The 25524-nt window shown below is 32.4% G+C and carries 26 protein-coding genes and 1 tRNA gene; 15 read left to right on the top strand and 12 right to left on the bottom strand.

Annotation, left to right across the window (positions count from 1 at the left end):
* Positions 1 to 143: 143 nt before the first annotated feature.
* Genes VP395_RS01370 through VP395_RS01360 form a run of 3 tightly spaced genes read left to right on the top strand, consistent with a single transcriptional unit; the run spans position 144 to position 3983 of the window.
* A complete protein-coding gene (locus VP395_RS01370; protein ID WP_346239909.1) occupies positions 144 to 3332 on the top strand; it encodes a cytochrome c biogenesis protein in 3189 nt (1062 codons plus the stop codon).
* Positions 3333 to 3340: 8 nt separating this feature from the next.
* Positions 3341 to 3499: a hypothetical protein gene (locus VP395_RS01365; protein ID WP_346239908.1), complete on the top strand. Its 159-nt coding sequence runs from the start codon at positions 3341 to 3343 to the stop codon at positions 3497 to 3499.
* A gap of 55 nt (positions 3500 to 3554) precedes the next feature.
* A complete protein-coding gene (locus VP395_RS01360; RefSeq protein ID WP_346239907.1) occupies positions 3555 to 3983 on the top strand; it encodes a DM13 domain-containing protein in 429 nt (142 codons plus the stop codon).
* Positions 3984 to 4010: 27 nt separating this feature from the next.
* Here the strand turns inward: VP395_RS01360 and VP395_RS01355 are convergent, their stop codons facing one another.
* The 5 genes from VP395_RS01355 to VP395_RS01335 are packed head-to-tail and all read right to left on the bottom strand — an operon-like array spanning position 4011 to position 7801.
* Positions 4011 to 4409, bottom strand: coding sequence for a hypothetical protein (locus VP395_RS01355; protein ID WP_346239906.1), 399 nt, complete (start codon positions 4407 to 4409; stop codon positions 4011 to 4013).
* Positions 4410 to 4440: 31 nt separating this feature from the next.
* Positions 4441 to 5376: a CsgG/HfaB family protein gene (locus VP395_RS01350; protein WP_346239905.1), complete on the bottom strand. Its 936-nt coding sequence runs from the start codon at positions 5374 to 5376 to the stop codon at positions 4441 to 4443.
* A gap of 22 nt (positions 5377 to 5398) precedes the next feature.
* Complete coding sequence (locus tag VP395_RS01345; RefSeq protein ID WP_346239904.1) at positions 5399 to 5695, bottom strand: hypothetical protein; 297 nt, start codon at positions 5693 to 5695, stop codon at positions 5399 to 5401.
* 10 nt (positions 5696 to 5705) lie between these two features.
* Positions 5706 to 6695: a T9SS type A sorting domain-containing protein gene (locus VP395_RS01340; RefSeq protein WP_346239903.1), complete on the bottom strand. Its 990-nt coding sequence runs from the start codon at positions 6693 to 6695 to the stop codon at positions 5706 to 5708.
* A gap of 5 nt (positions 6696 to 6700) precedes the next feature.
* Positions 6701 to 7801 (bottom strand): hypothetical protein, encoded by a 1101-nt coding sequence (locus tag VP395_RS01335; protein ID WP_346239902.1) that lies wholly within the window; start codon positions 7799 to 7801, stop codon positions 6701 to 6703.
* A gap of 187 nt (positions 7802 to 7988) precedes the next feature.
* Between VP395_RS01335 and VP395_RS01330 the strand changes: the two genes are divergently transcribed.
* Both VP395_RS01330 and VP395_RS01325 read left to right on the top strand, forming a co-directional pair.
* Complete coding sequence (locus VP395_RS01330) at positions 7989 to 10070, top strand: tetratricopeptide repeat-containing sensor histidine kinase (RefSeq protein ID WP_346239901.1); 2082 nt, start codon at positions 7989 to 7991, stop codon at positions 10068 to 10070.
* A 2-nt stretch (positions 10071 to 10072) separates the two neighbouring features.
* Positions 10073 to 10813: a LytR/AlgR family response regulator transcription factor gene (locus VP395_RS01325; protein ID WP_346239900.1), complete on the top strand. Its 741-nt coding sequence runs from the start codon at positions 10073 to 10075 to the stop codon at positions 10811 to 10813.
* Between the two features lies 1 nt (position 10814).
* Here the strand turns inward: VP395_RS01325 and VP395_RS01320 are convergent, their stop codons facing one another.
* On the bottom strand, positions 10815 to 11471 hold the full coding sequence (locus tag VP395_RS01320; protein ID WP_346239899.1) for an HAD family hydrolase: 657 nt from the start codon (positions 11469 to 11471) through the stop codon (positions 10815 to 10817).
* Positions 11472 to 11668: 197 nt separating this feature from the next.
* On the opposite strand from VP395_RS01320, the gene VP395_RS01315 reads away from it, so the two are divergent.
* From VP395_RS01315 to VP395_RS01300, 4 genes are read left to right on the top strand one after another with little or no spacing between them, the layout of a single operon-like run.
* Positions 11669 to 12910, top strand: a complete 1242-nt coding sequence (locus tag VP395_RS01315) for a ribulose-bisphosphate carboxylase large subunit family protein (RefSeq protein WP_346239898.1) — start codon at positions 11669 to 11671, stop codon at positions 12908 to 12910.
* Positions 12911 to 12915: 5 nt separating this feature from the next.
* Positions 12916 to 14316: a four-carbon acid sugar kinase family protein gene (locus tag VP395_RS01310; protein WP_346239897.1), complete on the top strand. Its 1401-nt coding sequence runs from the start codon at positions 12916 to 12918 to the stop codon at positions 14314 to 14316.
* Between the two features lie 19 nt (positions 14317 to 14335).
* Positions 14336 to 14998: an aspartate/glutamate racemase family protein gene (locus VP395_RS01305; protein ID WP_346239896.1), complete on the top strand. Its 663-nt coding sequence runs from the start codon at positions 14336 to 14338 to the stop codon at positions 14996 to 14998.
* A gap of 3 nt (positions 14999 to 15001) precedes the next feature.
* Complete coding sequence (locus VP395_RS01300; protein ID WP_346239894.1) at positions 15002 to 16285, top strand: bile acid:sodium symporter family protein; 1284 nt, start codon at positions 15002 to 15004, stop codon at positions 16283 to 16285.
* Positions 16286 to 16639: 354 nt separating this feature from the next.
* On the opposite strand, the gene VP395_RS15800 is transcribed toward VP395_RS01300, so the two are convergent.
* Complete coding sequence (locus VP395_RS15800) at positions 16640 to 16762, bottom strand: LuxR C-terminal-related transcriptional regulator (RefSeq protein WP_379884139.1); 123 nt, start codon at positions 16760 to 16762, stop codon at positions 16640 to 16642.
* A gap of 50 nt (positions 16763 to 16812) precedes the next feature.
* The gene (locus VP395_RS01295; RefSeq protein ID WP_346239893.1) at positions 16813 to 17403 is read right to left on the bottom strand and encodes a hypothetical protein; all 591 of its coding nucleotides are present in this window, start codon (positions 17401 to 17403) and stop codon (positions 16813 to 16815) included.
* 463 nt (positions 17404 to 17866) lie between these two features.
* Here VP395_RS01295 and VP395_RS01290 point away from each other — a divergent pair, with 463 nt between their 5' ends.
* The 4 genes from VP395_RS01290 (at position 17867) to VP395_RS01275 (ending at position 20392) form a co-directional block, all read left to right on the top strand.
* Positions 17867 to 18457: a TMEM175 family protein gene (locus tag VP395_RS01290; RefSeq protein WP_346239892.1), complete on the top strand. Its 591-nt coding sequence runs from the start codon at positions 17867 to 17869 to the stop codon at positions 18455 to 18457.
* A gap of 7 nt (positions 18458 to 18464) precedes the next feature.
* The gene (rlmF, locus tag VP395_RS01285) at positions 18465 to 19382 is read left to right on the top strand and encodes a 23S rRNA (adenine(1618)-N(6))-methyltransferase RlmF (RefSeq protein ID WP_346240423.1); all 918 of its coding nucleotides are present in this window, start codon (positions 18465 to 18467) and stop codon (positions 19380 to 19382) included.
* Between the two features lie 99 nt (positions 19383 to 19481).
* Complete coding sequence (bshB1, locus tag VP395_RS01280; protein WP_346239891.1) at positions 19482 to 20201, top strand: bacillithiol biosynthesis deacetylase BshB1; 720 nt, start codon at positions 19482 to 19484, stop codon at positions 20199 to 20201.
* Between the two features lie 115 nt (positions 20202 to 20316).
* Positions 20317 to 20392: transfer RNA gene (locus tag VP395_RS01275), tRNA-His, on the top strand.
* Positions 20393 to 20449: 57 nt separating this feature from the next.
* Here the strand turns inward: VP395_RS01275 and VP395_RS01270 are convergent.
* The 4 genes from VP395_RS01270 to VP395_RS01255 all read right to left on the bottom strand — a co-directional run bounded on the left by VP395_RS01270 (position 20450) and on the right by VP395_RS01255 (position 23872).
* Positions 20450 to 21463 (bottom strand): M28 family metallopeptidase, encoded by a 1014-nt coding sequence (locus VP395_RS01270; protein ID WP_346239890.1) that lies wholly within the window; start codon positions 21461 to 21463, stop codon positions 20450 to 20452.
* Positions 21464 to 21526: 63 nt separating this feature from the next.
* A complete protein-coding gene (locus tag VP395_RS01265) occupies positions 21527 to 22579 on the bottom strand; it encodes a M28 family peptidase (RefSeq protein ID WP_346239889.1) in 1053 nt (350 codons plus the stop codon).
* Positions 22580 to 22714: 135 nt separating this feature from the next.
* The gene (locus VP395_RS01260; RefSeq protein WP_346239888.1) at positions 22715 to 23089 is read right to left on the bottom strand and encodes an FUSC family protein; all 375 of its coding nucleotides are present in this window, start codon (positions 23087 to 23089) and stop codon (positions 22715 to 22717) included.
* A 9-nt stretch (positions 23090 to 23098) separates the two neighbouring features.
* Positions 23099 to 23872 carry a DUF3108 domain-containing protein gene (locus VP395_RS01255; RefSeq protein ID WP_346239887.1) on the bottom strand — a complete coding sequence of 258 codons (774 nt, stop codon included), beginning with the start codon at positions 23870 to 23872 and terminating at the stop codon, positions 23099 to 23101.
* A 282-nt stretch (positions 23873 to 24154) separates the two neighbouring features.
* Here VP395_RS01255 and VP395_RS01250 point away from each other — a divergent pair, with 282 nt between their 5' ends.
* The gene (locus VP395_RS01250; RefSeq protein WP_346239886.1) at positions 24155 to 25000 is read left to right on the top strand and encodes a universal stress protein; all 846 of its coding nucleotides are present in this window, start codon (positions 24155 to 24157) and stop codon (positions 24998 to 25000) included.
* A 75-nt stretch (positions 25001 to 25075) separates the two neighbouring features.
* On the top strand, positions 25076 to 25414 hold the full coding sequence (locus VP395_RS01245) for a DUF4870 domain-containing protein (RefSeq protein ID WP_346239885.1): 339 nt from the start codon (positions 25076 to 25078) through the stop codon (positions 25412 to 25414).
* Positions 25415 to 25524 lie beyond the last annotated feature (110 nt).

Genomic DNA, 25524 nt, shown 5'->3' with positions numbered 1-25524 from the left:
TAGTTTACAAATACAGAAAACTTTGAGCCTTTGAAACTCTGTAACTTTGAAACTCTAAATATTAGAGGCTTTTTCACAAACTTTAACACATTAAAATAAACTTAAATACTTAAATTTGCTCGACCTTAAAATGGGTTCGTATTATGCAAAATAAACTCTCCAAAATTCTTTTTTCAACACGTCTTACCGGTATTTTATTTATAGTATTTGCAGCAGCTATGGCTACGGGTACGTTTTTAGATGCCAGTCAAGGTACATCACCAACACCATATACCAGAAATTTAATTTATAATGCATGGTGGTTCGAGGCTATTATGGTGTTTTTTGTTATCAATTTTGTGGGCAATATTTTTAGATTCAGACTATTTAGAAAAGAAAAATGGTCAACATTGGTGCTGCATTTGGCTTTTATTTTTATCCTATTAGGCGCTTTTATTACTAGATATGTTAGTTTTGAAGGTATGATGGCGATTCGTGAGGGTGCTACCGAAAATACCTTTCTTTCACAAAAAACATATATAACCACTTATATTGATGGTGATTATGAAATTGATGGTGTGCTACAACGTTTGCCTCTTGAAAGGGAAGTTGATTTTTCAGGACGGATGGAAAACGATTTTAAGATTGAAACAAAATACCACGAACAGCCTGTAACCATTGAATTAGAAAAGTTTATTGTTGGTGCAGAAGAAGACATCATTCCAGATGAAACAGGCGAGGAATATTTAAAATTAGTTGAAGCAGGAGGCGGAGGAGCCCATAATCACTTTTTAAAAGTGGGTGAGGTGCAAAGTATTCATAATGTATTGTTTGCATTGAATAAGCCGACCGATGGTGCTATCAATATTACATATCAAAATGATGCACTTATCATTCAATCTCCATTTGAAGGCGAGTATATGGTTATGGCAACCATGGCTCAAGGTGTTTTGGTAAAAGATAGTTTACAACCACTAATGCTACGTTCACGTTATGTAATTGGCGATATGCAATTGGTGTTTCCAAAACCCGTTGTTAAAGGTGTTTTTGATATTGTTCAAAAATCTCAAATTTTAAAGAACGATGAAGATGGCGTTGTCCTAAAAGTAACTACTAACGGTGAAACTCAACGTGTAGGTTTGTTGGGAGGAAAAGGGATGAACAATGCTTTTAAACAACTACAGGTTGGCGGATTGGAAATGGCGTTTAAATACGGTTCTAAAGTTATGGAGTTACCGTTTGCCATAAAATTAAACGATTTTGAAGCGGAACGCTACCCAGGAACAGAAAATGGTTATTCGGCCTATTCAAGTCAAGTAACAGTTGTTGATGAGGAAGAAGGCAGTTTTGACTATAAGATTTTCATGAACAATATATTAGATCACAGGGGGTATCGCTTTTTTCAATCTAGTTTTGATCCTGATGAAAAAGGGACTATTCTGTCGGTAAACCACGATTATTGGGGATCCTTAATTACCTATATAGGTTATTTTTTATTGTATTTTGGATTGATGGCTATATTGTTTACGAAAGGGTCTCGTTTTGGAGATTTAAAAAATCAGTTAGATAAAGTAAAGGCCAAAAAAGCAAAACTTTTGAGTGTTTTTGTATTATGTTTTGGGTTGAATTCCTTCGCACAAACACATTCTGAAAACGATGGACATAACCACAGCGCAAAACCAACCAAAACCCAAATAGATTCTGTATTAGCAGCGAACATTACTCCAAAAGAACATACCGACGCCTTAGGGCATTTGGTAATTCAAGATTTAAGTGGGCGTATGATGCCTGTAAACACGTATGCATCCGAAATGCTTCGAAAATTGAGTAAAAAAGATACTTACGCCGGTTTTGATGCGAACCAAGTATTTTTATCAATTCAAGAAAGCCCGATGCTTTGGTATAATGTACCAATTATTTATTTGGCTATGAAAAAAGCCGATTCAATCAGGCATATTATTGGTGTAGATGAAAGCGCGAAGTACGTGGCTTTGGCCGATTTTTTTACCGAGAGAGGCGATTATAAATTAGCGCCTTATTTAGATGAAGCTTATAAAACAACTGCGCCTAATGCCTTTCAAAAGGAATTTAAAGAAGCCGACCAGCGTGTGAATTTATTGTACAATACAGTTGAAGGTATGTCGTTAAAAATATTTCCTATTCCAAATGATGAAAATAATAAGTGGATTTCGGCTTACGATTATCAACACGGCGATTATAAAATACAAGATTCTTTATATGGAAACTTTATGAAGAATGGTTTCAAAATGTATTTATATGCGGTAAATACGGCAAAACAAACGGGCGATTTTTCCGAAGCAACAAAATTATTAGATGCTTTCAAAAAAAACCAACATCAAATGGGTGCTTCGGTAATGTTAACCGATAAAAAAATAAATGCAGAAATTCTTTATAACAAGTACGATATATTTAAAAAGCTATTCAGTTGGTATTTGTATGCTGGTAGTTTATTGTTTGTGCTATTAATTATTCAAATTTTTAAAGAAAATAGTAAAGCAATAGATGTTTCGGTTACCGTTTTTAAAATCATCATTTTAGGCTTATTTGTTATACATACTTTAGGGTTGATTACACGTTGGTATATTTCTGGTCATGCACCATGGAGTGATGCATATGAGTCTATGATTTATGTAGCATGGTCAGTCATGTTTTTTGGATTGGCTTTTGGAAGAAAAAGTGATTTAACCATCGCATCAACCGCATTTGTAACAGCTATGTTGTTAATGATTGCCCATTGGAATTGGATGGACCCAGCCATTGCTAACCTACAACCTGTTTTAAACAGTTATTGGCTCATGATACATGTGGCGGTAATTGTGGCAAGTTATGGTCCGTTTGCTTTAGGGATGATTTTGGGGGTAGTTGTGCTATTTTTAATGATTTTCACTACAGAAAGGAATAAACTTAAAATGGATTTGAATATTAAAGAACTTACCATAATTAACGAAATGGCGTTAACGGTAGGTTTGGTAATGCTAACCATAGGAAATTTTTTAGGAGGTATGTGGGCAAATGAAAGTTGGGGACGTTATTGGGGTTGGGACCCAAAGGAAACCTGGGCACTTATTAGTATTATGGTTTATGCCTTTGTTATCCATATGCGATTAATTCCAGGACTTCGTAGTAGATGGTTTTATAATTTGATGTCAATAGTCGCTTTTTCAAGTATTATTTTTACTTATTTTGGGGTTAATTTTTATTTATCGGGTTTACACTCCTACCAATCGGGACAGCAAATTGCGAGTTTTAATATTATAGCTATAACCATTGCTATAATTGCTTTATTAGCTGTTTTTGCATATCGTGGTTACGCAAAGTTTTATAAAAAGTAAAGATTACTATGGCAAAAACAGGTCGAGATAAAAACACAAAAAGCAAAGCGAAGCATTCTAAGTTAATGGTTCAAAAAAAGAACAAGAAAAAGAGTGAAGAACAACTTAGAAAGGAACGCTTAAAGGCTATTATTACAACAGCGAATCAAGCTAAAAAAAACCTATAAATCATATTTTTGTAAGGTTTAATTTGAAATTCGACAAAAATGTTAATTTTTAAAATTGATTCCACACGGCATGCGTATTTTCTATTTAATTTTTTTTGTTTTTATTACGTTTCAATCATGTACCAATTCTCATTCTCCAATGATGGACGATGATAAAATGGACATACAAGACATGACGCGAACACCATTATATAAAGGTGATTTTGTTTCAAGCGCACACCCAACTTCTGGAAAAGCAACTATTAATAGTGAAAAAACTATTTTATCACTAACAAATTTCAAAACAGATAGTGGTCCTTCTTTAGAAATATATTTAGCTACAAATACTTCTGGAGCTAATTATATAACATTAGGTGCAATAAAAGGGGTTAGTGGTAACTATGATTACGCATTACCCGCTAACATAGATTTAACTAAATACAACCATGTTATTGTTTGGTGTGTGCCTTTCTCTGTCAATTTTGGGTATGCTGTTTTAAAGTAGGTTGGTTTTTGATACACTCTGTTTATTTTATTTTGCAGAAATTATTTTTAAATACAATAGCATTTTTAATGAGATTTGATAAAGTTCTCTTATGAGTCCTAAACCTAGCGGTGCAAAATATGTAACTAATAAGGTTATTAAAAAGCTACCAAATCCGCCAGTATATTTGTTAAGTCCTGCAATTAAAGCTATAATAATTCCGATAGGATAAATAATAGCTATCAATGCATCGAACATGCGTATAAACCATGTAAACAATGGAAAATCTGCCGATAAGACTTTCTCTTCAGAATTTTCAGAATTCGCATTCGATAAATTTAATAAGGCACTTTTGTAAACATGCCAGGGCAATGTAAAAGGCTTTACAATAATTAGCTCTAAAACTTTAAGTAAAGTTTTCCCGAAATCGATTTGTTTTAAGTCCATGAATTAGTTTTTAGTAAAGTGAATTTTAAAATTATTTCGCAACCAAACTTATCTCACCAGCATCTAAAGACTGAATACTAAATTTGCTTCCTAATTTTGTGTTGATAAAATCGGCGATAGCATCACTTGCTACAGAATGTTCTAACCAAAATGAACCTGTACCATTGGATATTGATTTGTCAGATATTTTCCCTTTTGAAGCTAGTAAGTCTGTCAATAACTTTACTTTAGCATAATCGGCATTCGAAACAGATATAAATGAACCACTTTTAGAATTAACGTCGTTAACCTTAGGAAGCGGCATTTTATCTTTTGAAGCTACAATATATTCAATAGCTTCAATGATGCCTTTTTCGGTAGCATCGGCCAAAGCTTTGTTGTTTTGTGTAGAACCTGCTACATTTAAGCCCCCAATTTTAAGCCCTTTAAACCCGTTCGCTCTACCGTCAACATTAAACGATTTTGAATCAATTAATTCTCTGGTTTCGGCATTAATTAATTGGATTATAAACCCAATATGCGCTTTGTTGCCTCCAAATTTTATTCCTATGGCTCCGGCACTACTTTCGCCCGAAGCAAATTCGGTTACTTTACCCATAACAATAACTTGAGCGCCTTTCATATTGCCTCTTTTTGGTGACGTACCAGCTTGTGTATTTCCAGATTCTCCAAAGTTTATCTCTTGCATAATTTCATTGCTGTCCTTTAAACTAAGCAATACATTAAAGCAGTTTACATTTTGAAGGGCATTGGTAAGCATTTGAGAAAGTTCGTCACCAAATTTGGCATAGGCGGTAGGGGTTGCCACATTAAAGCTGGAAACACTTACGGTTACACGTTGTGATGTAGGTGTACTTGCGCACTTACTTTCTATTTCTTCTACCGTTGTTTTTGGATCTTTTTGTGCACTTAATAAAGTACAGCTTAACATTAGGAAAAGGGTTGTAATTGTTTTAATAGTTTTCATTTTTTTAAATTTTTAATGTTAGTTACTCTTTACAATATGTCCCAATAAAGCCGCCACCATCTAAACAACCAGTATCGGTTATGGTGAGTATTTGGTTTTCGCCAGCGTTATTGATTTTTACTTTTTTGCCTTCTTTTGCGTATGTGGTTTCGGTTGTGGCGCCTAGAAAAGTAAGTTCAACTTTATCATTAGATATGAAAGTCATTTTTTCTAAAAAAGCACCATCTTGCCCAATATAGGTTCCTGAAAGTCCATTCTCAAAACATCCTAGAAGAAATAATGGAATAATGAACAGCGATATAATTTTAAAATTTTTCATAAGAAATATTTTATTGTTTCAATATTTTGTAACTGGCATTTCCAATGGATGTATTTAGTTTTAATAGATAGATTCCAGAACTTAGAGTGCTTATATTAATTACCTGTTTGTTTTTGTTGGTTTTATACACATTTTTGCCTGTCATGTCATAAATTGAAATGGTTTCAATCGAAAACGTATTATTTGATTTTATATGAAGTACATCTTTTACGGGATTTGGAAATAATGAAAACATTTTAACTTCTAATTCATTAGTGTTTAAGCCAGTATCTATGGCATCCAGAATAGTAGTGTGAGACCATTTGCCATAGCTGTCTTTCGTTCTAACATACAACACGTCATTAAAATTATAAGGTCCAGCAGGGTATGGCACTTGAAATAACTCGGTATGATCTGGTTGCGGATTTCTAACCGTTATAATATTTGAATTTCCAAAGGTTAAATCGCTTCCAAAAAAGTATTCAATTTCAACAATATCTAAATTTCCGTTGTTCTCAATAATTTCTATGTTTTTTCGAAAGGTGTGACTCCAGTTTTCATAAACGTCTTTTACTCTTCCGTATAATTTATGGTAGCCTATAGATGCATTGATAGGTATTTGCGATATAAAATCTTGGGTAATGTCTGTACTTTGTGGATTTATAACAAAGCTGGTTCCTTGCGAGTAAGTTGGGTCGCTATCCAGATAATATTCGCCAACAATCACATTGTTTTGTGTTTGAGGTTTAATAATTTCTATATGGGTTCTTGTAGTTTTGCTCCAATTGCCATCCGTATCTTTGGTTCTAAAATATAATTTATGATAACCAATAGATGTGGAAGGAGGGATGGTAGCTAAAATGTTTTCTGAAATAGTGGTATTTGGTGTAATAGCAACGAGCGTATTATTCCCAAAACCATTATCCGAATCCAGAAAATATTCTACTTGCGTTATAGGCGATTGTGCATAGATACCCGCTATTGTAACATATAAAAACCAAATTAGGATTGATTTTTTCATGGCGCTTAGTTTATAGTTCTTGCTTTCACACTTACCAATAAGCCAGTGCCAGGTTGAGATACGCCATTTGTTGTTACATCATAAGCCACAGGAATAGCGGCTAAACCAGAAAGGGTATATCTTTTGATTACAGATGCACCGCCAAAAGCTCCACGCTCGGCACCATCACTACCAGCTACATTATTGGTAGCTGCAGCTTGTAGTTTATAATTTCCATCGGAGGTGCTATTGGTTACAAATAAAGCAGTCATATTTGGCTCCCAAACATTACCAGTGGTTCCAACAAAAACACCAGAATTGGAAACCGTATTGTATTGCACATTATTATTAGCACCACCATTAATATTTGCCGTAATTCCGGCCGATTTTAATATGTTATTTTTAAAAGAACCAGTATTAAAATCGAGATTTAAAACATTCGCAGGTCCTGCAAAAACATTGTTGTTGCATTCCAGAATGTTTTTATTTGCCCAAAGCAGCGTTGTTAAACAAATATTATTATTAAAGTAAATATTACTAGGTGAAACAAACGCAGTATTACCATTGGTATATATAGTATTTGTGCCAGCTGCAAAATAATTTTGAAGTATATAAACATCAGTCAGAAGTGTTCCAAATTGCACCCCACGTTCCATTCTGCAACGTTTAACGGTTATATCATTCACGGTTACATACACTTTGCCATCGGCAGTATTTCCATCATTTATGATATTCATACCTATAAGTTGAGAATACTCAGAACCTGGGTTAAACTGAATCCATCCAATTTTAGCATCGTAAGTTGTGTTGGATACATTGGTGTTTTCAGTTAAAAAGTAACCAGGTCCAATAATTACCAATCGCTTCGTAATTATAGCATCATTGTACGTTATAACAGAACCTTCAATGTGTAACGTGTCGCCAGCAACAACACTTGCACTTGCGACGGCTTCATTAATTTGTTTAAAAACAGGGTAGGAAGGAGTACCTCCATAATTTTCACCCCAATTGGAAGTATTGTTGAAGTTAGATTGGCTATTAACACGCCAAATTTTAGCATAAGCATTGTTGGATACTAAAAATAGTATTGTCAATGCAGTCGAGAAATAAAATAATGTTGGTTTCATTATGTTGTGTTTTATGGATTAATTGCTATATAAAACTATATGAAATTGAAAATAAATACTATACACATTTATTTTCTGCTATACTTCAATTATTATTTGCTCTAAAAGTTAGATTGTATCTTAAAAAAAGTTAATTTTAAGTATTGTACTTACAGTTTTGATTAATAGCATTTATAAAATTGTATTTATGAAAAGGCAACTACCAACCATAATCCTTCTGCTTTTTTCTGTTTTTGTTGGTGCTCAGCAAAAAAAGATTGATTCGTTAAGCGAGTTGTTAAAAAAGCATAAAGAGCCCGATACTATCAGGTTAAATATTTTAAACAGTTTATCTTACTATTACGAAGCTATTAATAGTGAACAAGGATTGTTAGTTTCAGACCAAGCCATAGCATTAGCCCAAAAACTTAATTACAAAGAGCAATTAGCAAGAGCTTATATTAACAAAGCTCATAATTACATAACAGCGGGTAAAGATTCTTTAGCTTTAAAACTATATTATAAGTCGTTGGATATTTATACTTCTAAGAATAATTTGGATGGCATTGGCAAAGCCTTGTATGGCATTTCAAGAGTTTATCAAAATTGGGCTAATTATGAAGAAGCGATTAAGTACTATTATAAAGGCTACCATCTTTTTGAATCTAAAAACGACAATTCCGGTATGGCAACTATGCTAAATGGGATAGGGATTTGCCAATTGTATTTAAATGAATATTCAAAAGCTGTTGAAACGTTTAATAAAGTATTGCGACACTACGAAAATGAAAATAAAATCGAAACCATAGAATACGGCAATGTTTTAAGCAATATTGGAATTGTTTATAACCGCATGGAAAATAAGTTAGACCTCGCTTTAAAGTATAGCCAACAGGCTGTTGAAGTTTTAAAAAAAACAGGTAGTAAAAAAGCAATATCTAATGCGCTTGCTAATTTAGCAAATGCGTACGACAATTTAAACCAACCACTTAAAGCTATCGGAATACACCAAGAATCGTACAATATTTGTAAAGAGATAGGTTTTAAATTAGGAATGGTAAATGCCCTTTCTAATATTGGAATAGCCTACACATCGGTTCCCGATTATGAAAAGGCGGTATTTTATTTGGAACAGACCTTGCCTTTATATAAAGAGTTGGGGCATAAGTACAACCTTGGTATTGTTACATATTATCTTGGTGAGGCGTTTTTAGAAATGCCTTTAACTACTAGTAGTTTTAAAAAGGCTGATGCCCATTTAAATGAAGCCTTAGAAATTGCAAAGGAAACCAGAAATTTACAAACTCAAAAAGATGTAAACAGTTCATTTTCAAAATTATATGCTAAAAAGGGAGATTATAAAAATGCATTAGCGTTTAAAGAATTGGCAATTGTTATAAATGACAGTATAACTTCACAAGACTTAAAAGACGAAATTACCCGATTAGAAGTAAAATATGAATATGATAAAAAAGCCGATTTAGTTAAGGCTGAAAACGATAAAAACCAAGCACTAGCTAACGCCGAAATTGAACGTCAAAAACTAATAAAAAGCGGCGCTATAGCTGGAGGTACTGTTCTATTAACTTTGGCTATTTTAGGATTGTTCCTGTATAAAAGAAAACGCGACGCTGTAACCCAAAAACAAGAAGCCGAATTTAACACTAAAGTAGCCAATACCGAGCTAAAAGCCTTACGCGCTCAAATGAATCCGCATTTTATATTTAATTCTTTAAACTCTATAAACGATTATATATCAAAAAACGATGTAGAATCTGCTAGCACCTATTTAACCAAGTTTGCAAAAATTATGCGCCAAACTTTAGAAAATTCTAATCAAAGTGAAATTTTATTAGAAGACGATTTAAAAGTTTTGGATTTATACTTACAAGTAGAAAGTATGCGGTTAAAAAACAAGTTTACCTACAAAATAAATGTAGATGAAAACATTAACGCTGAAAATACTCTTGTACCGCCACTAATTTTACAACCGTTTATAGAAAATAGTATTTGGCACGGTATTTCTAAAAAAGTATCGGGTGGACATATAGATATTGACATTAAGAAAGAAGGTAACATGCTTGTTTGTACAGTAGATGATAATGGCATAGGAAGAACACTAAAAACTGATACCAATTCGTCTGAAAACAAATCGTTAGGCATTAGTATTACTAAAAGCCGTATAGATATTATAAATCAGAAGAAAAGTACCAATGGAGCTGTAAAAATGATAGATAAAGAACAGGGTGTTCGTGTTGAGGTTAAACTTCCATTTCAATTAGCATATTAAATATGATAAAAGCTATTATAATAGACGACGAACAGCATTGTATTGATAGGGTTGAAAAACTTTTGAAACCTTTTGAAGATAGTATTAGCCTAATTGGTAAATTTTCAACGGTAAATTCTGGTATTAAAGCCATTGATAACTTAAATCCTGATGTTGTATTTTTAGATGTACAGATTCATGAAAAAACGGGTTTTGATGTTTTAATGGAAGTTAATCATCACGCTTTTGAAGTGATTTTCACCACTGCTTTCGAAACTTTTGCAGTACAAGCCTTTAAATTTAGTGCAGTAGATTATTTATTAAAACCTATTGATGAAGATGACTTTAATTTGGCAATCAAAAAGCTAAACTCTAAAATTGAATCTAAAGATTTTACAAAAAAAGTAAATGCACTTTTAAGTAATGTTTCTAAAAGTGATGGTCAGAAAAAAATCACCATTCCAACAATTGACGGATTAGAGTTTTTAGAAGTGTCTGATATTATTAGATGTGAAGCCGATGTAAACTACACCAATATTTTTACCAAAGACTCTAAAAAAATTATGGTTTCTAAAACATTAAAATCATTTGAAGCGTTACTTGCCAATTGTAATTTTTTTAGAGTACACAATTCACACTTAATTAATTTAGATTATATAAAAAAATACACCAAAGGAAAGGGAGGTTATGTAACGCTAATCGATAATTCAGTGATAGAGGTTTCAACACGTAGAAAAGAAGATTTTCTAAAAGCAATTAGTTAAATTACAGTAACTGTTTAAGCTTGTCAAAGTTAATTTCTTCAAACTTTTTAATTACTAAATCGGCTTTACTGTAATCTTGGTTTTTAGAGTGAAAATTATCATATCCAATGCAAAACACCCCAGCGCCTTTAGCAGCTTCAATACCGTTGGTAGAATCTTCAATGACCATGCATTCATTAGTTTTAAAACCCGAAGCTTTTACTGAATTAATAAAAATTTCAGGATGTGGTTTCGATTGCTTTAAATCGGCACCACTTAATTTGGCAATAAAATAGGCATTCAAATCAAAACGATTAAAAATGCGTTCAATACTCGGCATGGTAGCAGATGAGCCTAAGACCAAGGTAACACCATTATCGTGAAGGTCTTTAATAAAATTTAAAACACCTTCAATTAAATCAAAATCAGGACTGTTATTAAAAACAAATTCAAAATGCTTTCTTTTTAAAGACACCAAATATTCGGGTGTTTCTTTTAATTTAAAAATATCACAGACTTCTTTGCAAACATTAATGGTTGATTTCCCTGTAAATGATTCGTAAAGCGCATCGCTCACTTCTACATGAACATCTTTAAACATATTGTAGTAGGCGTAATGGTGCAGAGGTTCACTTTCAATAATTACCCCGTCCATATCAAAAATAACAGCTTTTAGCATTTTAATTTTTTATGCGAAGATAAAAGAATAGAATACAATAGCCTAAGTGAAGCAAGGGTTTATAATAAAGGTCAAAGTTTGATTATAAAATAAAAATTGAGTAAAAACTCATACATTTAGCATAATTTAAAAATAAAGACTTAATAAACACATGTTGTTTTTTAATGTAAATATTTGATTTTTATACAATTAATTAAATGGAAAGAATTCAAGCAACGTATCTTATAGAAACGCCTTACCCAGTTGAAAAAGCTGCGGCTGTGTTAGCAGGCGAACAATCTAGCGGAACTTTTGTATCGGTACCTGGTGAAACGGATGAACTTAAAACACGTTTTGCGGCTCGGGTGGAGTCTATTGAAATATTAAATGAAGTTACTTCACCCAGTATGCCTGGTGAAGTAATTGCGAATAAAGTTTATACACAGGCCAAAGTGAAAGTATCTTGGTCAGTAGAAAATTTTGGATATAACATTCCATTATTAATATCTACTCTTCAAGGGAATTTATACGAATTACGCCAGTTTACAGGTCTTAAATTAGATGATTTTGAATTACCAGAGTCTTATAAAAACTATTTTCGAGGTCCTAAGTTTGGAATGAAAGGCACCAAGCAATTAGCAAATGTTGGTTTAGAACGTCCAATGATTGGCACTATAATAAAACCAAGTGTGGGTTTAACACCAGAATATACAGCTAATTTGGTTAAAACCTTAGCAGAAGCGGGCATTGATTTTGTTAAAGACGATGAACTTTTAGGTTCTTCAGGAAATTCACCTTTTGCAGCCCGCGTGGAGCGGATTATGAACGTAATTAACGATTTTGCTGATAAAACAGGTAAAAAAATCATGTATGCTTTTAATGTTACTGGCGATTTAGACACCATGAAAACCAATTATGAAACCATTGTAAATGCTGGTGGAACCTGTGCTATGGTAAGCATAAACAGTGTAGGTTGGGCAGGTGTAAAACAAATTTGTGATTGGGGAGAACTCTCTATTCACGGACATAGGAATGGTTGGGGTATGTTAAACAGGCATCCACTTTTAGGTATAAATTTCCCGGCATATAATAAAATTTGGAGATTGGCAGGCGTCGATCAAATGCATGTGAATGGCATCAAAAATAAATTTTGGGAGTCTGACGATGCTGTGGTGCGTTCCATTAAATCATGCCACACCCCGTTTTTAAATAACGAATCGGTTATTCCAGTGGTATCTTCGGGTCAATGGGGCGGTCAAGCATTTGAAACTTATAAAAGAACCCAAACAACTAATTTGCTTTATATGGCAGGAGGTGGCATTATGGCGCATCCATCAGGTCCTACTGGTGGTGTCCGGGCTTTGCACCAAGCTTGGGATTCGGCGGTAAAAGGGATGACTTTAGAAGAAACAGCAAAACAGTATAAAGAGTTTGGAGAATCGGTTGTTAAATTTGGTTAAGTTTCATGGAGAAAACAAAAGATATTTTATTAGCCTTTTATGGTGACGATTTTACGGGTTCTACCGATGCGCTCGAATTTTTAAGTCGTGCAGGAGCAAAAACAGTGCTTTTTCTTGAAAATCCAACTAAAGAACTTCTTGAAAAATTTAATGATTTGGATGCCATTGGTGTTGCAGGTATGACACGTGCCATGGTTCCTGATGAAATGGCTAGCGTTTTAGATGAAGCATTTCAGTCTTTAAGAAAATTAAAACCCCGGCATGTACATTACAAAGTTTGTTCAACCTTTGATTCTTCACCGGAAATAGGAAATATTGGAACTGCTATTCAATGTGGCGTTAATACGTTTAATAATAAATTTACGCCTATTTTAGTGGCAGCACCAAACTTGGGACGTTATTCCGCATTCGGACATTTATATGCTCGCATGGGTATTGGTAGTAAAGGTGCTATTTATCGTTTGGATAAGCATCCGTCAATGAGCAAGCATCCTATTACACCTTCCCACGAAAGTGATTTAAGAATTCATCTGTCAAAACAAACCAACCAACCAATGGGTTTAATAGACTTGGTTGATTTAGATAAAGACATTTTAGATGTAAAAGAAAAACTTTCCACCGAAACAGAATCAGGAAATCAAATTGTGTTTTTTGATGCTATGTATGAAAACCAAATGCAAATTATAGGTGAAGTTTTTGATAACGAGGTGAATGAAAACGCACCTCTTTTTTCAGTAGGCTCATCAGGTATTGAAAAGGCCTTAGGAGATTATTGGTCGAAAGTGGGAATACTAAAACAGCGAACAGATTGGGAAGTGTTAGAAGAATGTCAACCTATATTGGTGCTCTCGGGAAGTGTATCTCCTGTTACGGCATCTCAAATTAATTGGGCAGTTGCCAATGGTTTTGAAGACATAGCAGTTTCAGTTGAAGCTTTAGAAAATGAGGATTCAGAAGCAAAGTTAATTAACGATTATCAAGAAAAAATAACAAGTTTTTTAAAAGCAGGTAAGAGTGTTATTCTTCATACATCAAAAGGACCAGAAGATTCTAGATTTCAAGAAACGAAATCATTTTTTAATAGAAAAGGTTGGGATGAACAAATGATTCGTTCGCAAACAGCAAAACGTTTTGGTAAAATTTTAGGTCAATCGGCTAGACGTGCTTTAGAACAAATTCCTGTTAAGCGATTGGTTATAGCAGGAGGTGATACGTCTAGTTATGTGGCTAGAGAATTGGGTATTGTAGCTGTTGAAATGATAGCCCCCGTTTTCATTGGTGCTCCCATGTGTCGTGCATTTGCTCCAAATTCACCAATAAACAATATAGAAGTTAATTTAAAAGGCGGGCAAGTAGGCGATGAAACCTATTTTGTAGCCTTGCAAAAAGGAAGAAAAACAATTTAAAACATAAAGAAAATATATCATGGCAAAAACATTAGCATTAATACATACATCGGCAACTTTAGTACCTTTATTCCAAGAGTTGATTGATAAACATTTAAAAGGAAAAGATATTAAAATATTTAATATTGTTGATGATAGCTTAATAAAAAACACTATTGAACGTGGTAAAGTAACACCCGATACCTCCCGCAGAGTTGTAAATTACATTGGGTCTGCCGAAGAAGCTGGTGCCGATTATATTATGGTAACTTGTTCCTCTATTGGTGCAGCAGTTGAAAGTTCAGTGCCGCTAACAAAAGTACCTGTATTACGTGTCGATCAACCCATGGTAGATACAGCAGTACAATTAGGGAAACGCGTGGGGGTAATAGCAACGTTGCCAACTACTTTGGAGCCTACAAGCGATTTAGTAAGAAGACGCGCCGTTATTTTAAACCAAGATATTGAAATAACTTCCAAACTTTGTGAAGGTGCTTTTGAAGCCTTAATGGGAGGTAAACCAGAAGTACACGACCAAATGGTGGCTTCAGCATTAAAAGAATTAGCAGAAAAAGTAGATGTTATTTTGTTGGCTCAAGCTTCTATGGCCAGGGTAGTGGGGCAACTTTCAGAAGCCGATAAAAAAGTACCTATTTTGGCTAGCCCAGAAATAGCTATGGAATATTTAGCCAAAATTCTATAGTCTATGAAGCAGGTTGAAAAGTATACATTGTGGTTTGGACTTGTTTCAACCGTTACACTTTTATTGTCCGTAATAATTGATTGGGAAAGTTTAATAGGGCCACTATCGGTAATTTCAGCCATAGCTTTATCTATAGGCATGCGGTCGGTGCCAACTTTAAAAAGTTATCAATACACTGCTTGGATTTTAGTAGCCATAGTTTGTGGCATGTTTTACCCAACTGCCTTTTTGCAATGGGGAAGTTTCGATCTTCGTAATAAATGGCTCATCCTTATTGTGGTACAGGTTGTTATGTTTGGTATGGGAACGCAAATGAGCATCAAAGATTTTTATGGTATTAGAACGATGGGAAAAGGTGTTTTGGTTGGTGTTCTCTGTCAATTTACCATCATGCCCATTGTTGGTTATATGCTAACGCGTGTATTTAATTTTGATCCAGAAATTGCAGCAGGCATTATACTTATAGGCTCTTGTTCTAGTGGTTTGGCATCTAATGTTATGGTTTTTATAGCAAAAGCCAATTTAACACTTTCAGTAACATTAACAGCCGTCGCGACTTTATTAGCACCTATTATGACGCCATTAATGATGAAACTTTTGGCTGGTACTTACGTAGAAATAGATTTTGTAGGGATGTGTGTACAAATCATTAAAATAGTTATTGTGCCTATAGGAGCAGCTTTACTTTACGATGTTTATTCACAAGATTTAAAAGGTGCTAGAAAACGTATTAACCTTGCTTTTTATATTTCAGTAATTTGGCTTTGTGCTATGATTTTAGGGTTTTGGGCTTTCTTAGAATCTAAATCATCAGAAAGCGCCTTACAGATTGTAGAATTAATCAACTTCATTTTTGGGGCTATTATAGTGGGTAAGTTATATTATCATTTGGTTACTTTAAAGCCTTCAATACATAATTTCATGCCCATACTTTCTATGTTTGGTATTGTGTATTTTACAACCGTAACTACCGCAGCAAGTAGAGATAATATACTTACCATAGGTGTTTTTATACTAGTAGCATCTATAGTCCATAATACATTAGGTTACACATTTGGTTATTGGATTAGCAGGGCCTTAGGTTTAGATAAAAACTCATGCAGAACTGTAGCTTTAGAGGTAGGTTTACAAAACGGAGGTATGGCATCAGGTTTGGCGGGTTCTATGGGTAAATTAGCTACGGTTGGTTTAGCAGCGGCCGTTTTTAGTCCTTGGATGAATATTTCAGGCTCCTTATTGGCAAATTATTGGAGGAAGAAAAAAGAAAGAGTTTATAAAGAGGAATAAAATTCATTTGTATTGCCCAGTTGACCAGGTCTTTTACTATATTTTTTCGTACCAAAAAGGATGTTGTTTCAAATGTGAAGCATTCACGATTTAAATTTTTAAGTAGAAATGTATGAGTAAGCCTTTACGCAAATCAGTTGTGATTTAAAAGAAAATTAAAGACAGACAAAATAAAAAAAGCTATTAAAAAAATAATAGCTTTAATTTAGAGAATAGGATTAATAGCAATAAATTTAATTCTCTTATTTTAAACGATTTTAATCGTTTTTTGGTAGTAAGTAACTCAAACAAAAGCCAATGTACAAAAAAAGCAAGTTAAATAAAATACCCGAAATAGGGTAATTTTAATAAGAATCAAAATCTAACAATTTTAAAAGCTTTTGCAAATTTATACAAATCTTTAAATGAACTTGCCTCTAATTTTCTTAAAATATGTTTTCTATGTGTTGCAACTGTAGATGTTTCTATAAAAAGGATGACCCCAATGGCTTTATTCGTATTTCCTAATACAATAAGTTTAAAAATCTCTAATTCTTTAATTCTTTTAATGTCAATAATTCAAACTTCAATCTATTCTTATTTGCAAATATTTTATTTTCTTTTAAAAGATTCAACGTGTTTAAAGTTTGCCCTAAGTCATTATGGCCTACATGAAGTGAAATAACATGGTTCAAACCATTAGAAACAATTTTATAATTTACAGTTGTATGATCGTACAATTCTCTATTATAACCTGTTTCTAAATATTTTTCAGCGGTACTAATAGATCTAAAATACTGAGGCTGTATGAGTGAATTTGATGCATGTAATAATTTAACTAATGCTATATGTGCTTCTTCGTCTTTTGCGATAGTAATTGCAATTTTACGAATACCAATTTTGTGGTCGCATTTTATAATATTTTTGTCTACCCAGCCAATATAATCATTTTCTATTTTTAGATTAAAATTATCTTGAATCCATAAAACAGAAGTAGGTTTAAATCTTTCAAAGAAATCCAAAAAAACTAGAATTTCTTTAGTAAAGATATCTGTGGTTAATTGCTTCTTTGTCCACTCTTGAATGAGGGTGTCATCCTTTTTTATTATGGTGATAAATTCCGATTTGTATAATTCCATAATTAGTTCAATTTTATTTTAATTGACTTAATCTATTGTAATATATGTAATTAAAATGCGTAATCATTCTATTCTTTTACTTAGTTTTGTTGTCAAAGTTGTTGGTTTTATTTAAGATAGATTTGGAAGAACGTAACCTACTAAATGTGGTTTTTTAATTGAACATTGTATATGGATTTATTGGCTAATTATGTTAACATAATTAATTAAAATTAGCATTAATGGATTAACCAAAATTAGCATTAATGGACTCGCAATGAAATACCCTAAAGTGGGTGTTTTGATACTTTTTATATTGAATTGACATATTAATTGTTAGTGATTAAATACTGAAGTTCTTGTTTTATCTATGTATTTCTATATTATGCGTGACTTCACACACTATAGTTTTTGATGATTGATGTAACTTACAGGTTTATATTAAATCCTAAAAATTACATACCTTGCATAAAACAATAACAATATGATGACAAAAGGACGTTTAGAAGCGTTTACCGATGGTGTTTTAGCAATCATTATAACTATTATGGTTTTGGAGTTAAAAGTGCCACATGGTGGTGATTTTGAAGATTTAAAACCTTTGCTCCCTATATTCGGAAGCTACATTCTTAGTTTTATTTATATCGCTATTTATTGGAATAACCACCACCACATGATGCAAACCGTAAAACATGTAACAGGCAGCATTTTATGGGCAAATATGCATTTACTATTTTGGCTCTCATTAATTCCGTTTGTGTCTGGGTGGATGGGTGAAAACCATTTTACAACAGCGGGTGTGTTTTTGTATGGCATCGTTTTATTGGGTGCAGCCATAGCTTATTTTGTGTTACAATATTTAATCATAAAAAGTCATGGTAAAGATTTTATTTTATCTAAAGCCTTAGGGAAAGATTTAAAAGGAAAAGCCTCTCCTGTACTTTATATTATTGGGATTATTTCGGCATTTTTTAATATTTGGATAAGTGGTTTTATGTTTGTTTTTGTAGCTGTTATGTGGTTAATACCAGATAATCGTATTGAAAAAGCACTAAATAAAGATTCTAATTTATAATAAATAAATTATCAAAAATAATCCCAATTTTCATTCTAAAAACAAGCATAAATTAGGTTACGATATAGTGGCTTTATGTGAGGCATATCCCAATTTATTATCTTTTGTATTTGAAAATTCTTTTCAAACAAAAACCATAGATTTTGCAAATCCCAAAGCGGTAAAAGCACTTAACACCGCTTTATTGGTAAAACACTATAATATTACCTTTTGGGAATTTCCAGAAACTAATTTATGTCCGCCAATCCCGGGGCGTGTTGATTATATTCACCATCTTTCAGGTTTGCTCCAAGCTTCAAAAATAAAGGAAGATATTTCTGTTTTCGATATTGGTACGGGCGCAAGTTGCATTTATCCCATTTTAGGAACCGCCGAATATCAATGGAAATTCACAGGTGTAGATATTGATGAAACTTCATTAAAACATGCACAAAAAATAATAACTAAAAATGGACTAACTAATTCTGTTTCTTTAGTTTATCAAAAAGATAAATCATTGATTTTTAAAGGTGTTTTAAATATCTCTGATAGGTATTCTGCAACAATGTGTAACCCGCCTTTTTACAAATCGGAACAAGAGGCTTTAAATGCAACAAGCAATAAGTTACAAGGTCTAAATAGTAAAGAAACTAAAGTGATTCGCAATTTTTCGGGCACTCATAATGAATTGTGGTATAAAGGCGGGGAAAAGGCTTTTCTTCATAATTATTTATATGAAAGTTCTTTGTTTAAACAGCAGTGTTTTTGGTTTACAACGCTAGTTTCTAAAAAGGAATTGGTAAAGGGTATGTATGCGTCATTAAAAAAATTAGGAGCAAAAGAAATTAAAACTATTAATATGGGGCATGGGAATAAGCTGTCAAGAATTGTGGTTTGGACTTTTTTAAATCCTGAAGAGCAGAAGAAATGGGTAAATGCGGTTTAATTTTAGCTTGTTAGAACTTTGCAATTAAAAAGAAGTATATCAAATAGATTGTATCTAATATATGTTTATTAATTTTACGTTTACCTTATATATAAAAAAATGAAATTAGACATACTTGCAATTGGTGCACATCCAGACGATGTAGAATTAGGTTGTGGAGCTACCATAGCAAGAGAAATAGCAAATGGTAAAAAAGTAGGGATAATAGATTTGACCCAAGGAGAATTAGGAACGCGTGGTACCGCTGAAACAAGATTTGAAGAAGCCAACAATGCGTCAAAAATATTAGGGGTGTCTGTTCGTATTAATATGAAGTTTGCCGATGGTTTTTTTGAAAATGATAAAAAACATCAATTAGAAATTATAAGTAAAATACGCGAATATCAACCAGAAATAGTTATTTGTAATGCCATTGATGATAGGCATATAGACCATGGTAAAGGCAGTAAATTGGTGAGTGATGCTTGTTTTTTAAGCGGACTTGTAAAAATCGAAACAAAAACAGAAGCAGGCAAATTGCAAAAAGCTTGGAGGCCTAAACAAGTTTACCATTATATACAATGGAAAAATTTAGAACCCGATTTTGTTGTTGATGTTTCCGAATTTATGGAAACCAAGATGAAAGCGGTTTTGGCTTATAAAACACAATTTTATGACGCAAGCAGTAAAGAGCCAGAAACACCTATTTCCAGTAAAAATTTTACCGATAGTATTTTATATAGAGCTAGAGATTTAGGGCGTTTAGTAGGAGTTGAGTACGCCGAAGGGTTTAATGTTGAGCGCTTTGTTGCCGTAGATAGTTTATTCAATTTGAAATAGTTATCAATAAGCAGTATTTTATTTATAAAATTACTTTAAAATTTTTCAAAAAAGTCTTTGTAGAAAAGATTGAAATCAGTTACATTTGCACTCGCATTAATAATGCGTGCTACATGGTGGTTGTAGCTCAGTTGGTTAGAGCATTGGTTTGTGGTACCAAGGGTCGCCGGTTCGAGCCCGGTCTTCCACCCAAAAAGTAAAGCCTTTCAAGAAATTGAAAGGCTTTTTTTGTGCTCATTTTTTTGTTGTTAATCAACCTTAACACGTTTATCTCTATTTGCCAATTCCCAAGCGGTATGAAAAATTAAGCGTGTTCGCATTTCCAAAAGGTCGTATTGTATTTTATCGGGTGTGTCTGTAGGTTTATGGTAATCGGCATGGGTGCCATTAAAATAAAAGATAACAGGAATATTTTTTTTTGCAAAGTTGTAATGGTCTGAACGGTAATAAAAGCGGTTTGGGTCGTTATCATCGTTATAAGTATAATCAAACTCCATGTTAAAATATTCTTTATTCACAGCTTCAGAAATGTTGTGCAATTCTTTACTTAATTTATCAGAACCTATTAAATATAAATAGTTGCGTTGGTTTTCGTGTTTAGGGTCTACACGCCCTATCATATCTATATTTAAGTTGGCTATAGTGTTTTTTAAAGGAAAAACAGGATCAACATCGGTATAGTAACGTGAGCCATAAAGTCCGATTTCTTCACCTGTAACATGTAAAAACAGAATGGTACGTTTAGGTCCATAGCCTTTGTCAGCAGCAGTTTTAAAAGCTTTAGCTATTTCTAAAATAGCAACCGTTCCCGAACCATCATCATCGGCACCATTATTTATATCGCCGTTTTTGGAAACTCCAATATGGTCTAAATGCGCAGAAATTATAATAACTTCATTTGGTTTTTCAGAGCCCTTAATATAGGCTAATACATTTTCAGATCCATTAGTAATATCACTGGTAAAAAAAGAAGCTGGAATATCTTGAAAATAATCACCATAAGCAATAGGTGAGGGTATTCCTAAAGTGATATAATGATTTTTAATAAATTCAACGGCTTTTTTTTGACCCGGTTCTCCTGTTTTTCTGCCTTGAAATTCATCGGAAGCATAGGTGTAAAGATTTTCTTTTAAATTATTTGCAGTAATGGTTTTTGCATAATCTATAGCTTTGGCAGCATTGTTTGCAGTGTTTTTATTTTGACAGGTACTGCAGCCCACTATTAATAAAGCGATGCAAAAAAGCAAGGAGGTTCTTTTCATTTGTTGAAGCATTAATTTTGTACTATAATACAAAAATCAATTAAGGAAAACAATTTTTGAGGGTTAATTAAGTAGCTGGTTATGAATATCTAATTCTAACCGTTTGTCCTGATTAGCAATTTGCCATGCGGTAGCAAAAATAAGTTTTGTGCGTTTTTCTAATAATTGATATTCTATTTTTTCGGGTGTGTCTGTTGGTTGGTGGTAATCTTTATGTTCACCATTAAAGTAGAATATAACAGGGATGTTTTTTGATGCAAAATTGTAGTGGTCCGATCTGGTGTAATATTGATTTTTATCTCTTTCAGCATTATACCTATAGTCTAAATCAATATTAAAAAAAGCCTTATTTACTTTTTCAGAAATATAATGAAGTTCTTTGCTTAATCTATCAGAACCTATAAGGTAGATGTAATTTTTATTATTTTTATGAATATCGTCAACTCTTCCAATCATGTCAATATTAAGATTGGTAATGGTCTGTTCTAAAGGAAATACTGGATTATGAACATAGTATTCTGAACCTCTTTTTCCAATTTCTTCGGCGGTAAGATGTAAAAAAAGAATGCTTCGTTTAGGGCCATGACCTTCTTTCTTTGCGATGTTAAAAGCTTGGGCAATTTCCATGATTGCTACTGTACCCGACCCATCATCGTCTGCACCACAGTTTACCTGTCCGTTTTTGTTAACCCCAAGATGGTCTAAATGTGCAGAAATTATAACTACTTCGTTTGGCTTTTCAGAACCTTCTATAAAAGCTAATACATTTTCAGAAGCTTTAATGCCATTTGATAAAAAGTCTTCTGGAATATATTGATAGTAACTATTCACTCCTAAAGGCGATTTAATACCCTCATTTTGATAGTAAGTTTTAAGAAATTCTGCTGCCTTTTTTTGCCCAATTTCACCTACGCGTCTGCCTTGAAAATCATTTGAAGAAAAAGTGTACAAATGCGTGCTTAATTCTTTAGAATTTATTGTATTGGCATAATTGATAACTAAAGCACTATCTTCTAGTTTTATATTGTCTTTAAGACTTTGTATTCTTGCCGTGTATTTTGGTGTAGCACAAGTACCAACTAACGCAAATGCCGAGAGTATGCAAAAGGTTTTCATATATAAATTTAAAAGATGATTTGTATCTTGTAACTTACAGTAAAACCATTCTCTGGGGCAGGAAAACGTTTTTAATGTTAGTTTCTTTTATTATTCGTTTACAAATATACTAATAAACGAAGAAATTACTTACTATTAATTGTCTAAATTTGTATTTTCAATTTCAATATCCTCAAATTCAGAGCTTTCAATGTCCAAATTTTCTAATTCTTCAATGGCATCTTCTTCAAATTGAGCTTCTTTTTCGTTTAGTATTTTTGTGTTTACTACTTCGGTTTTAATAAAAAAAGCTTTGTAGGTTACTATAGATAAAGCACATGCGGTTAGTAAAAAACTAAACTGAATAATCTTTTTTACCTCGCCTGTTTTTTTTGATATATAAAAAGCGGTAACACCAAAAATAAAAGCCAAAGCAGCAGGAAAAACTGCTAAATTTGAAATGGGTAATACAGAAATAATGGTAGCTAAAATAGATGTTGTAATGGTTAAAATTGTGAATATTTTTTTCATTTTATAAATTTAGTTTTTTAAACCTGAAGCCGATTTAATTTTTAATTCACCATTACCTACGGGTATTTTAAATTTGCCATAAACAATTATCTTGTTTTCATCGGCTGTTAACCATAAAAAGTTATTGTTTTTTCCTTGTAAAACATTGGTTTCACTAGACCCAACGGCAAGCTTGTAACATTCTTTTTTTCCTATGGCTGTAGAAATGGTTTCTTTCCCTAAATAGGTTATTATACCTTTAATTTCTTCATTGTCAAACAATATAGTGAATGACTTTTTTGTGCCAATAGCCATGTTTTTATAATCTAAAATCCTCATATAATATAAAGTAGATACAATATCTTTTGTTCCAGAATTAATTTTTATACTGTTGTTTTCAACATAATTATTCTTTTTTTTCATTACAGATTTTACTGTATTGCTACTGTTACTAAAAGTGTATTTCATGTTTTTGAAATAACTACCTTCATTCACATCTCTATTATATAGGTATGGGGTTAAGTTGTTGGGGTGTACATAGCTTTCGTATAAATCTCTAATTTTAAAGAAGGTATCCCATTTGCTATAGGTTGCCGCTGTACATTTCAGTCTTAATAGCGTAGATTTTGATGTTTTAACTTCATTTGTTTCCATGGTTACTTGGGCAATATCGGTTAAAACACCAGACATATTGTACGAAGCTGTATATGTAAGTTTTTCACCAGCTGCCACAGCTTTATTTTGAGCAAAAAGATGCGTGGTAAAACTTAAAATTAAAACAAAATGAATTAGAATTCGACACATATAGTAAAATTAATTTATAACGTAGCAATTGGTATTTATTGTGCCGAAAATACAATGCTTTAAGATATTATACTAATTTTTATTTATACAAAAATAATGAGTAGTACTAACTGATATTTATCATAGTTTTTTTGATAAGCTACCTTTATATTTATTGTTGTCAATTTCATTATTAAAGTATTGTTTAATGACCACTTTTTTTAAGATTAACTTAAACAAAAAGCTTTAACTAACTAGAAGAATAATTGTAAGTATGTAATCTAAAATACTAATAAAAAACACATGAAAGCCATATTATTACCAACCGACTTTTCTAAAAACTCAATAAACGCTATAAATTATGCTATGGAATTGTTTAAAAACGTTCCAAGTGTTTTTTATATTCTTAATGTACAAAAAACATCTTCTTTTATTTCAGATGATATTATGGTAGCAAATGCTTCTGCAACCATTTATAATACCATTGTAGATGCAGCAAAAAAATCGATTACCAATATTATAACAAAAATAGAAACTCGATATAGTAACGAAAAGCATCAATTTAAAACAATTGTAGACTATGATAATTTTGTAGATTCCATTAATCAGGTTTCAGAAAAATTTAAAATCGATTTAATAATCATGGGAACTAAAGGCGCATCAGGATTAAATAAAGTGTTTTTTGGAAGCAATACCGTACATGTTATTAACCGAGGCCATGTGCCTGTTTTGGCAATACCAGAAAATTGTAAATTTTCAAGTTTAGAAAAAATTGCATTTACAACTAGTTTTGGAAGGGTTTATGAAAAAGAGGAATTGCAGCCCTTAGCAGATATTGTTTCGTTAAACTATAGTAAATTGTATGTTTTACACGCAGTATGTGATAATGCTTTTTCTGAAGAACTTAATAGTGGTATAGATTTCTTTAAATCGAATTTTAGATATCCAGTTTTTAAATATTTGAATGTAAAAGAGCATGATGTTTATAAGTGTATTCAAGAATTTACAGCAACAAATGCTATTAAAATGATTGCAATGTCTAGAGGAAAACATTCGTTTTTTGAACGTTTGTTTAACAATAACACTTTTGAAAATATTGCATTTAATATTGATATACCTTTTTTTGTAATGAAGTGCAGTAATAATTAATTTTGTAACTTTATAGGTGTAACATTTTTTGAATTTAAGCGTCATACTAGTATCAATCAAAAAAAAAACACCATCATGAGGGAAGATAATCAACTTTTAGTAATTACCCATTTAAGCCAGTTGGTTACTTTGGTAACGGGCTTTGGTAGTTTGTTAATACCATTAATAATTTGGGTTACCCAAAAAGACAAAGTGTATCAAATGGATGCGCACGGTAAAAACATTATTAATTTTCAATTAAGTTTGATAGTGTATTTTATAATCTGTATCCCTTTAATTTTATTATTAGGATTAGGAATAGTGGGCTTTATTGTATTAGGAATTATCTCTATAATATTCCCAGTATTAAATGCCATAAAAGCCAGTAATGGCGAAACGCCAAAATATCCTTTATCATTTAATTTTATTAGTTAGTGAAGAATTCCTGCGAATCTAGGAGCTATTATAAGATAAATAAAAAAGGCTATCAAATTATTTTTTGATGGCCTTTTTCGTTTAAATAATATATAGAATTCTCTCGAAAA

This window comes from Mariniflexile soesokkakense (assembly GCF_039650365.1).
Taxonomy (GTDB): domain Bacteria; phylum Bacteroidota; class Bacteroidia; order Flavobacteriales; family Flavobacteriaceae; genus Mariniflexile; species Mariniflexile soesokkakense.
The sequence above is the reverse complement of the archived record's forward strand: the minus strand, read 5'-3'. Positions and strand labels throughout refer to the sequence as shown.

What these genes read in the sequence shown, in the direction of transcription:
- VP395_RS01370 (WP_346239909.1), top strand. Translation starts at nt 144, where the DNA reads ATGCAAAATAAACTCTCCAAAATTCTTTTTTCAACACGTCTTACCGGT.
- VP395_RS01365 (WP_346239908.1), top strand. Translation starts at nt 3,341, where the DNA reads ATGGCAAAAACAGGTCGAGATAAAAACACAAAAAGCAAAGCGAAGCAT.
- VP395_RS01355 (WP_346239906.1), bottom strand. Translation starts at nt 4,409, where the DNA reads ATGGACTTAAAACAAATCGATTTCGGGAAAACTTTACTTAAAGTTTTA.
- VP395_RS01350 (WP_346239905.1), bottom strand. Translation starts at nt 5,376, where the DNA reads ATGAAAACTATTAAAACAATTACAACCCTTTTCCTAATGTTAAGCTGT.
- VP395_RS01345 (WP_346239904.1), bottom strand. Translation starts at nt 5,695, where the DNA reads ATGAAAAATTTTAAAATTATATCGCTGTTCATTATTCCATTATTTCTT.
- VP395_RS01340 (WP_346239903.1), bottom strand. Translation starts at nt 6,695, where the DNA reads ATGAAAAAATCAATCCTAATTTGGTTTTTATATGTTACAATAGCGGGT.
- VP395_RS01335 (WP_346239902.1), bottom strand. Translation starts at nt 7,801, where the DNA reads ATGAAACCAACATTATTTTATTTCTCGACTGCATTGACAATACTATTT.
- VP395_RS01330 (WP_346239901.1), top strand. Translation starts at nt 7,989, where the DNA reads ATGAAAAGGCAACTACCAACCATAATCCTTCTGCTTTTTTCTGTTTTT.
- VP395_RS01325 (WP_346239900.1), top strand. Translation starts at nt 10,073, where the DNA reads ATGATAAAAGCTATTATAATAGACGACGAACAGCATTGTATTGATAGG.
- VP395_RS01320 (WP_346239899.1), bottom strand. Translation starts at nt 11,471, where the DNA reads ATGCTAAAAGCTGTTATTTTTGATATGGACGGGGTAATTATTGAAAGT.
- VP395_RS01315 (WP_346239898.1), top strand. Translation starts at nt 11,669, where the DNA reads ATGGAAAGAATTCAAGCAACGTATCTTATAGAAACGCCTTACCCAGTT.
- VP395_RS01310 (WP_346239897.1), top strand. Translation starts at nt 12,916, where the DNA reads ATGGAGAAAACAAAAGATATTTTATTAGCCTTTTATGGTGACGATTTT.
- VP395_RS01305 (WP_346239896.1), top strand. Translation starts at nt 14,336, where the DNA reads ATGGCAAAAACATTAGCATTAATACATACATCGGCAACTTTAGTACCT.
- VP395_RS01300 (WP_346239894.1), top strand. Translation starts at nt 15,002, where the DNA reads ATGAAGCAGGTTGAAAAGTATACATTGTGGTTTGGACTTGTTTCAACC.
- VP395_RS01295 (WP_346239893.1), bottom strand. Translation starts at nt 17,403, where the DNA reads ATGGAATTATACAAATCGGAATTTATCACCATAATAAAAAAGGATGAC.
- VP395_RS01290 (WP_346239892.1), top strand. Translation starts at nt 17,867, where the DNA reads ATGATGACAAAAGGACGTTTAGAAGCGTTTACCGATGGTGTTTTAGCA.
- bshB1 (WP_346239891.1), top strand. Translation starts at nt 19,482, where the DNA reads ATGAAATTAGACATACTTGCAATTGGTGCACATCCAGACGATGTAGAA.
- VP395_RS01270 (WP_346239890.1), bottom strand. Translation starts at nt 21,463, where the DNA reads ATGAAAAGAACCTCCTTGCTTTTTTGCATCGCTTTATTAATAGTGGGC.
- VP395_RS01265 (WP_346239889.1), bottom strand. Translation starts at nt 22,579, where the DNA reads ATGAAAACCTTTTGCATACTCTCGGCATTTGCGTTAGTTGGTACTTGT.
- VP395_RS01260 (WP_346239888.1), bottom strand. Translation starts at nt 23,089, where the DNA reads ATGAAAAAAATATTCACAATTTTAACCATTACAACATCTATTTTAGCT.
- VP395_RS01255 (WP_346239887.1), bottom strand. Translation starts at nt 23,872, where the DNA reads ATGTGTCGAATTCTAATTCATTTTGTTTTAATTTTAAGTTTTACCACG.
- VP395_RS01250 (WP_346239886.1), top strand. Translation starts at nt 24,155, where the DNA reads ATGAAAGCCATATTATTACCAACCGACTTTTCTAAAAACTCAATAAAC.
- VP395_RS01245 (WP_346239885.1), top strand. Translation starts at nt 25,076, where the DNA reads ATGAGGGAAGATAATCAACTTTTAGTAATTACCCATTTAAGCCAGTTG.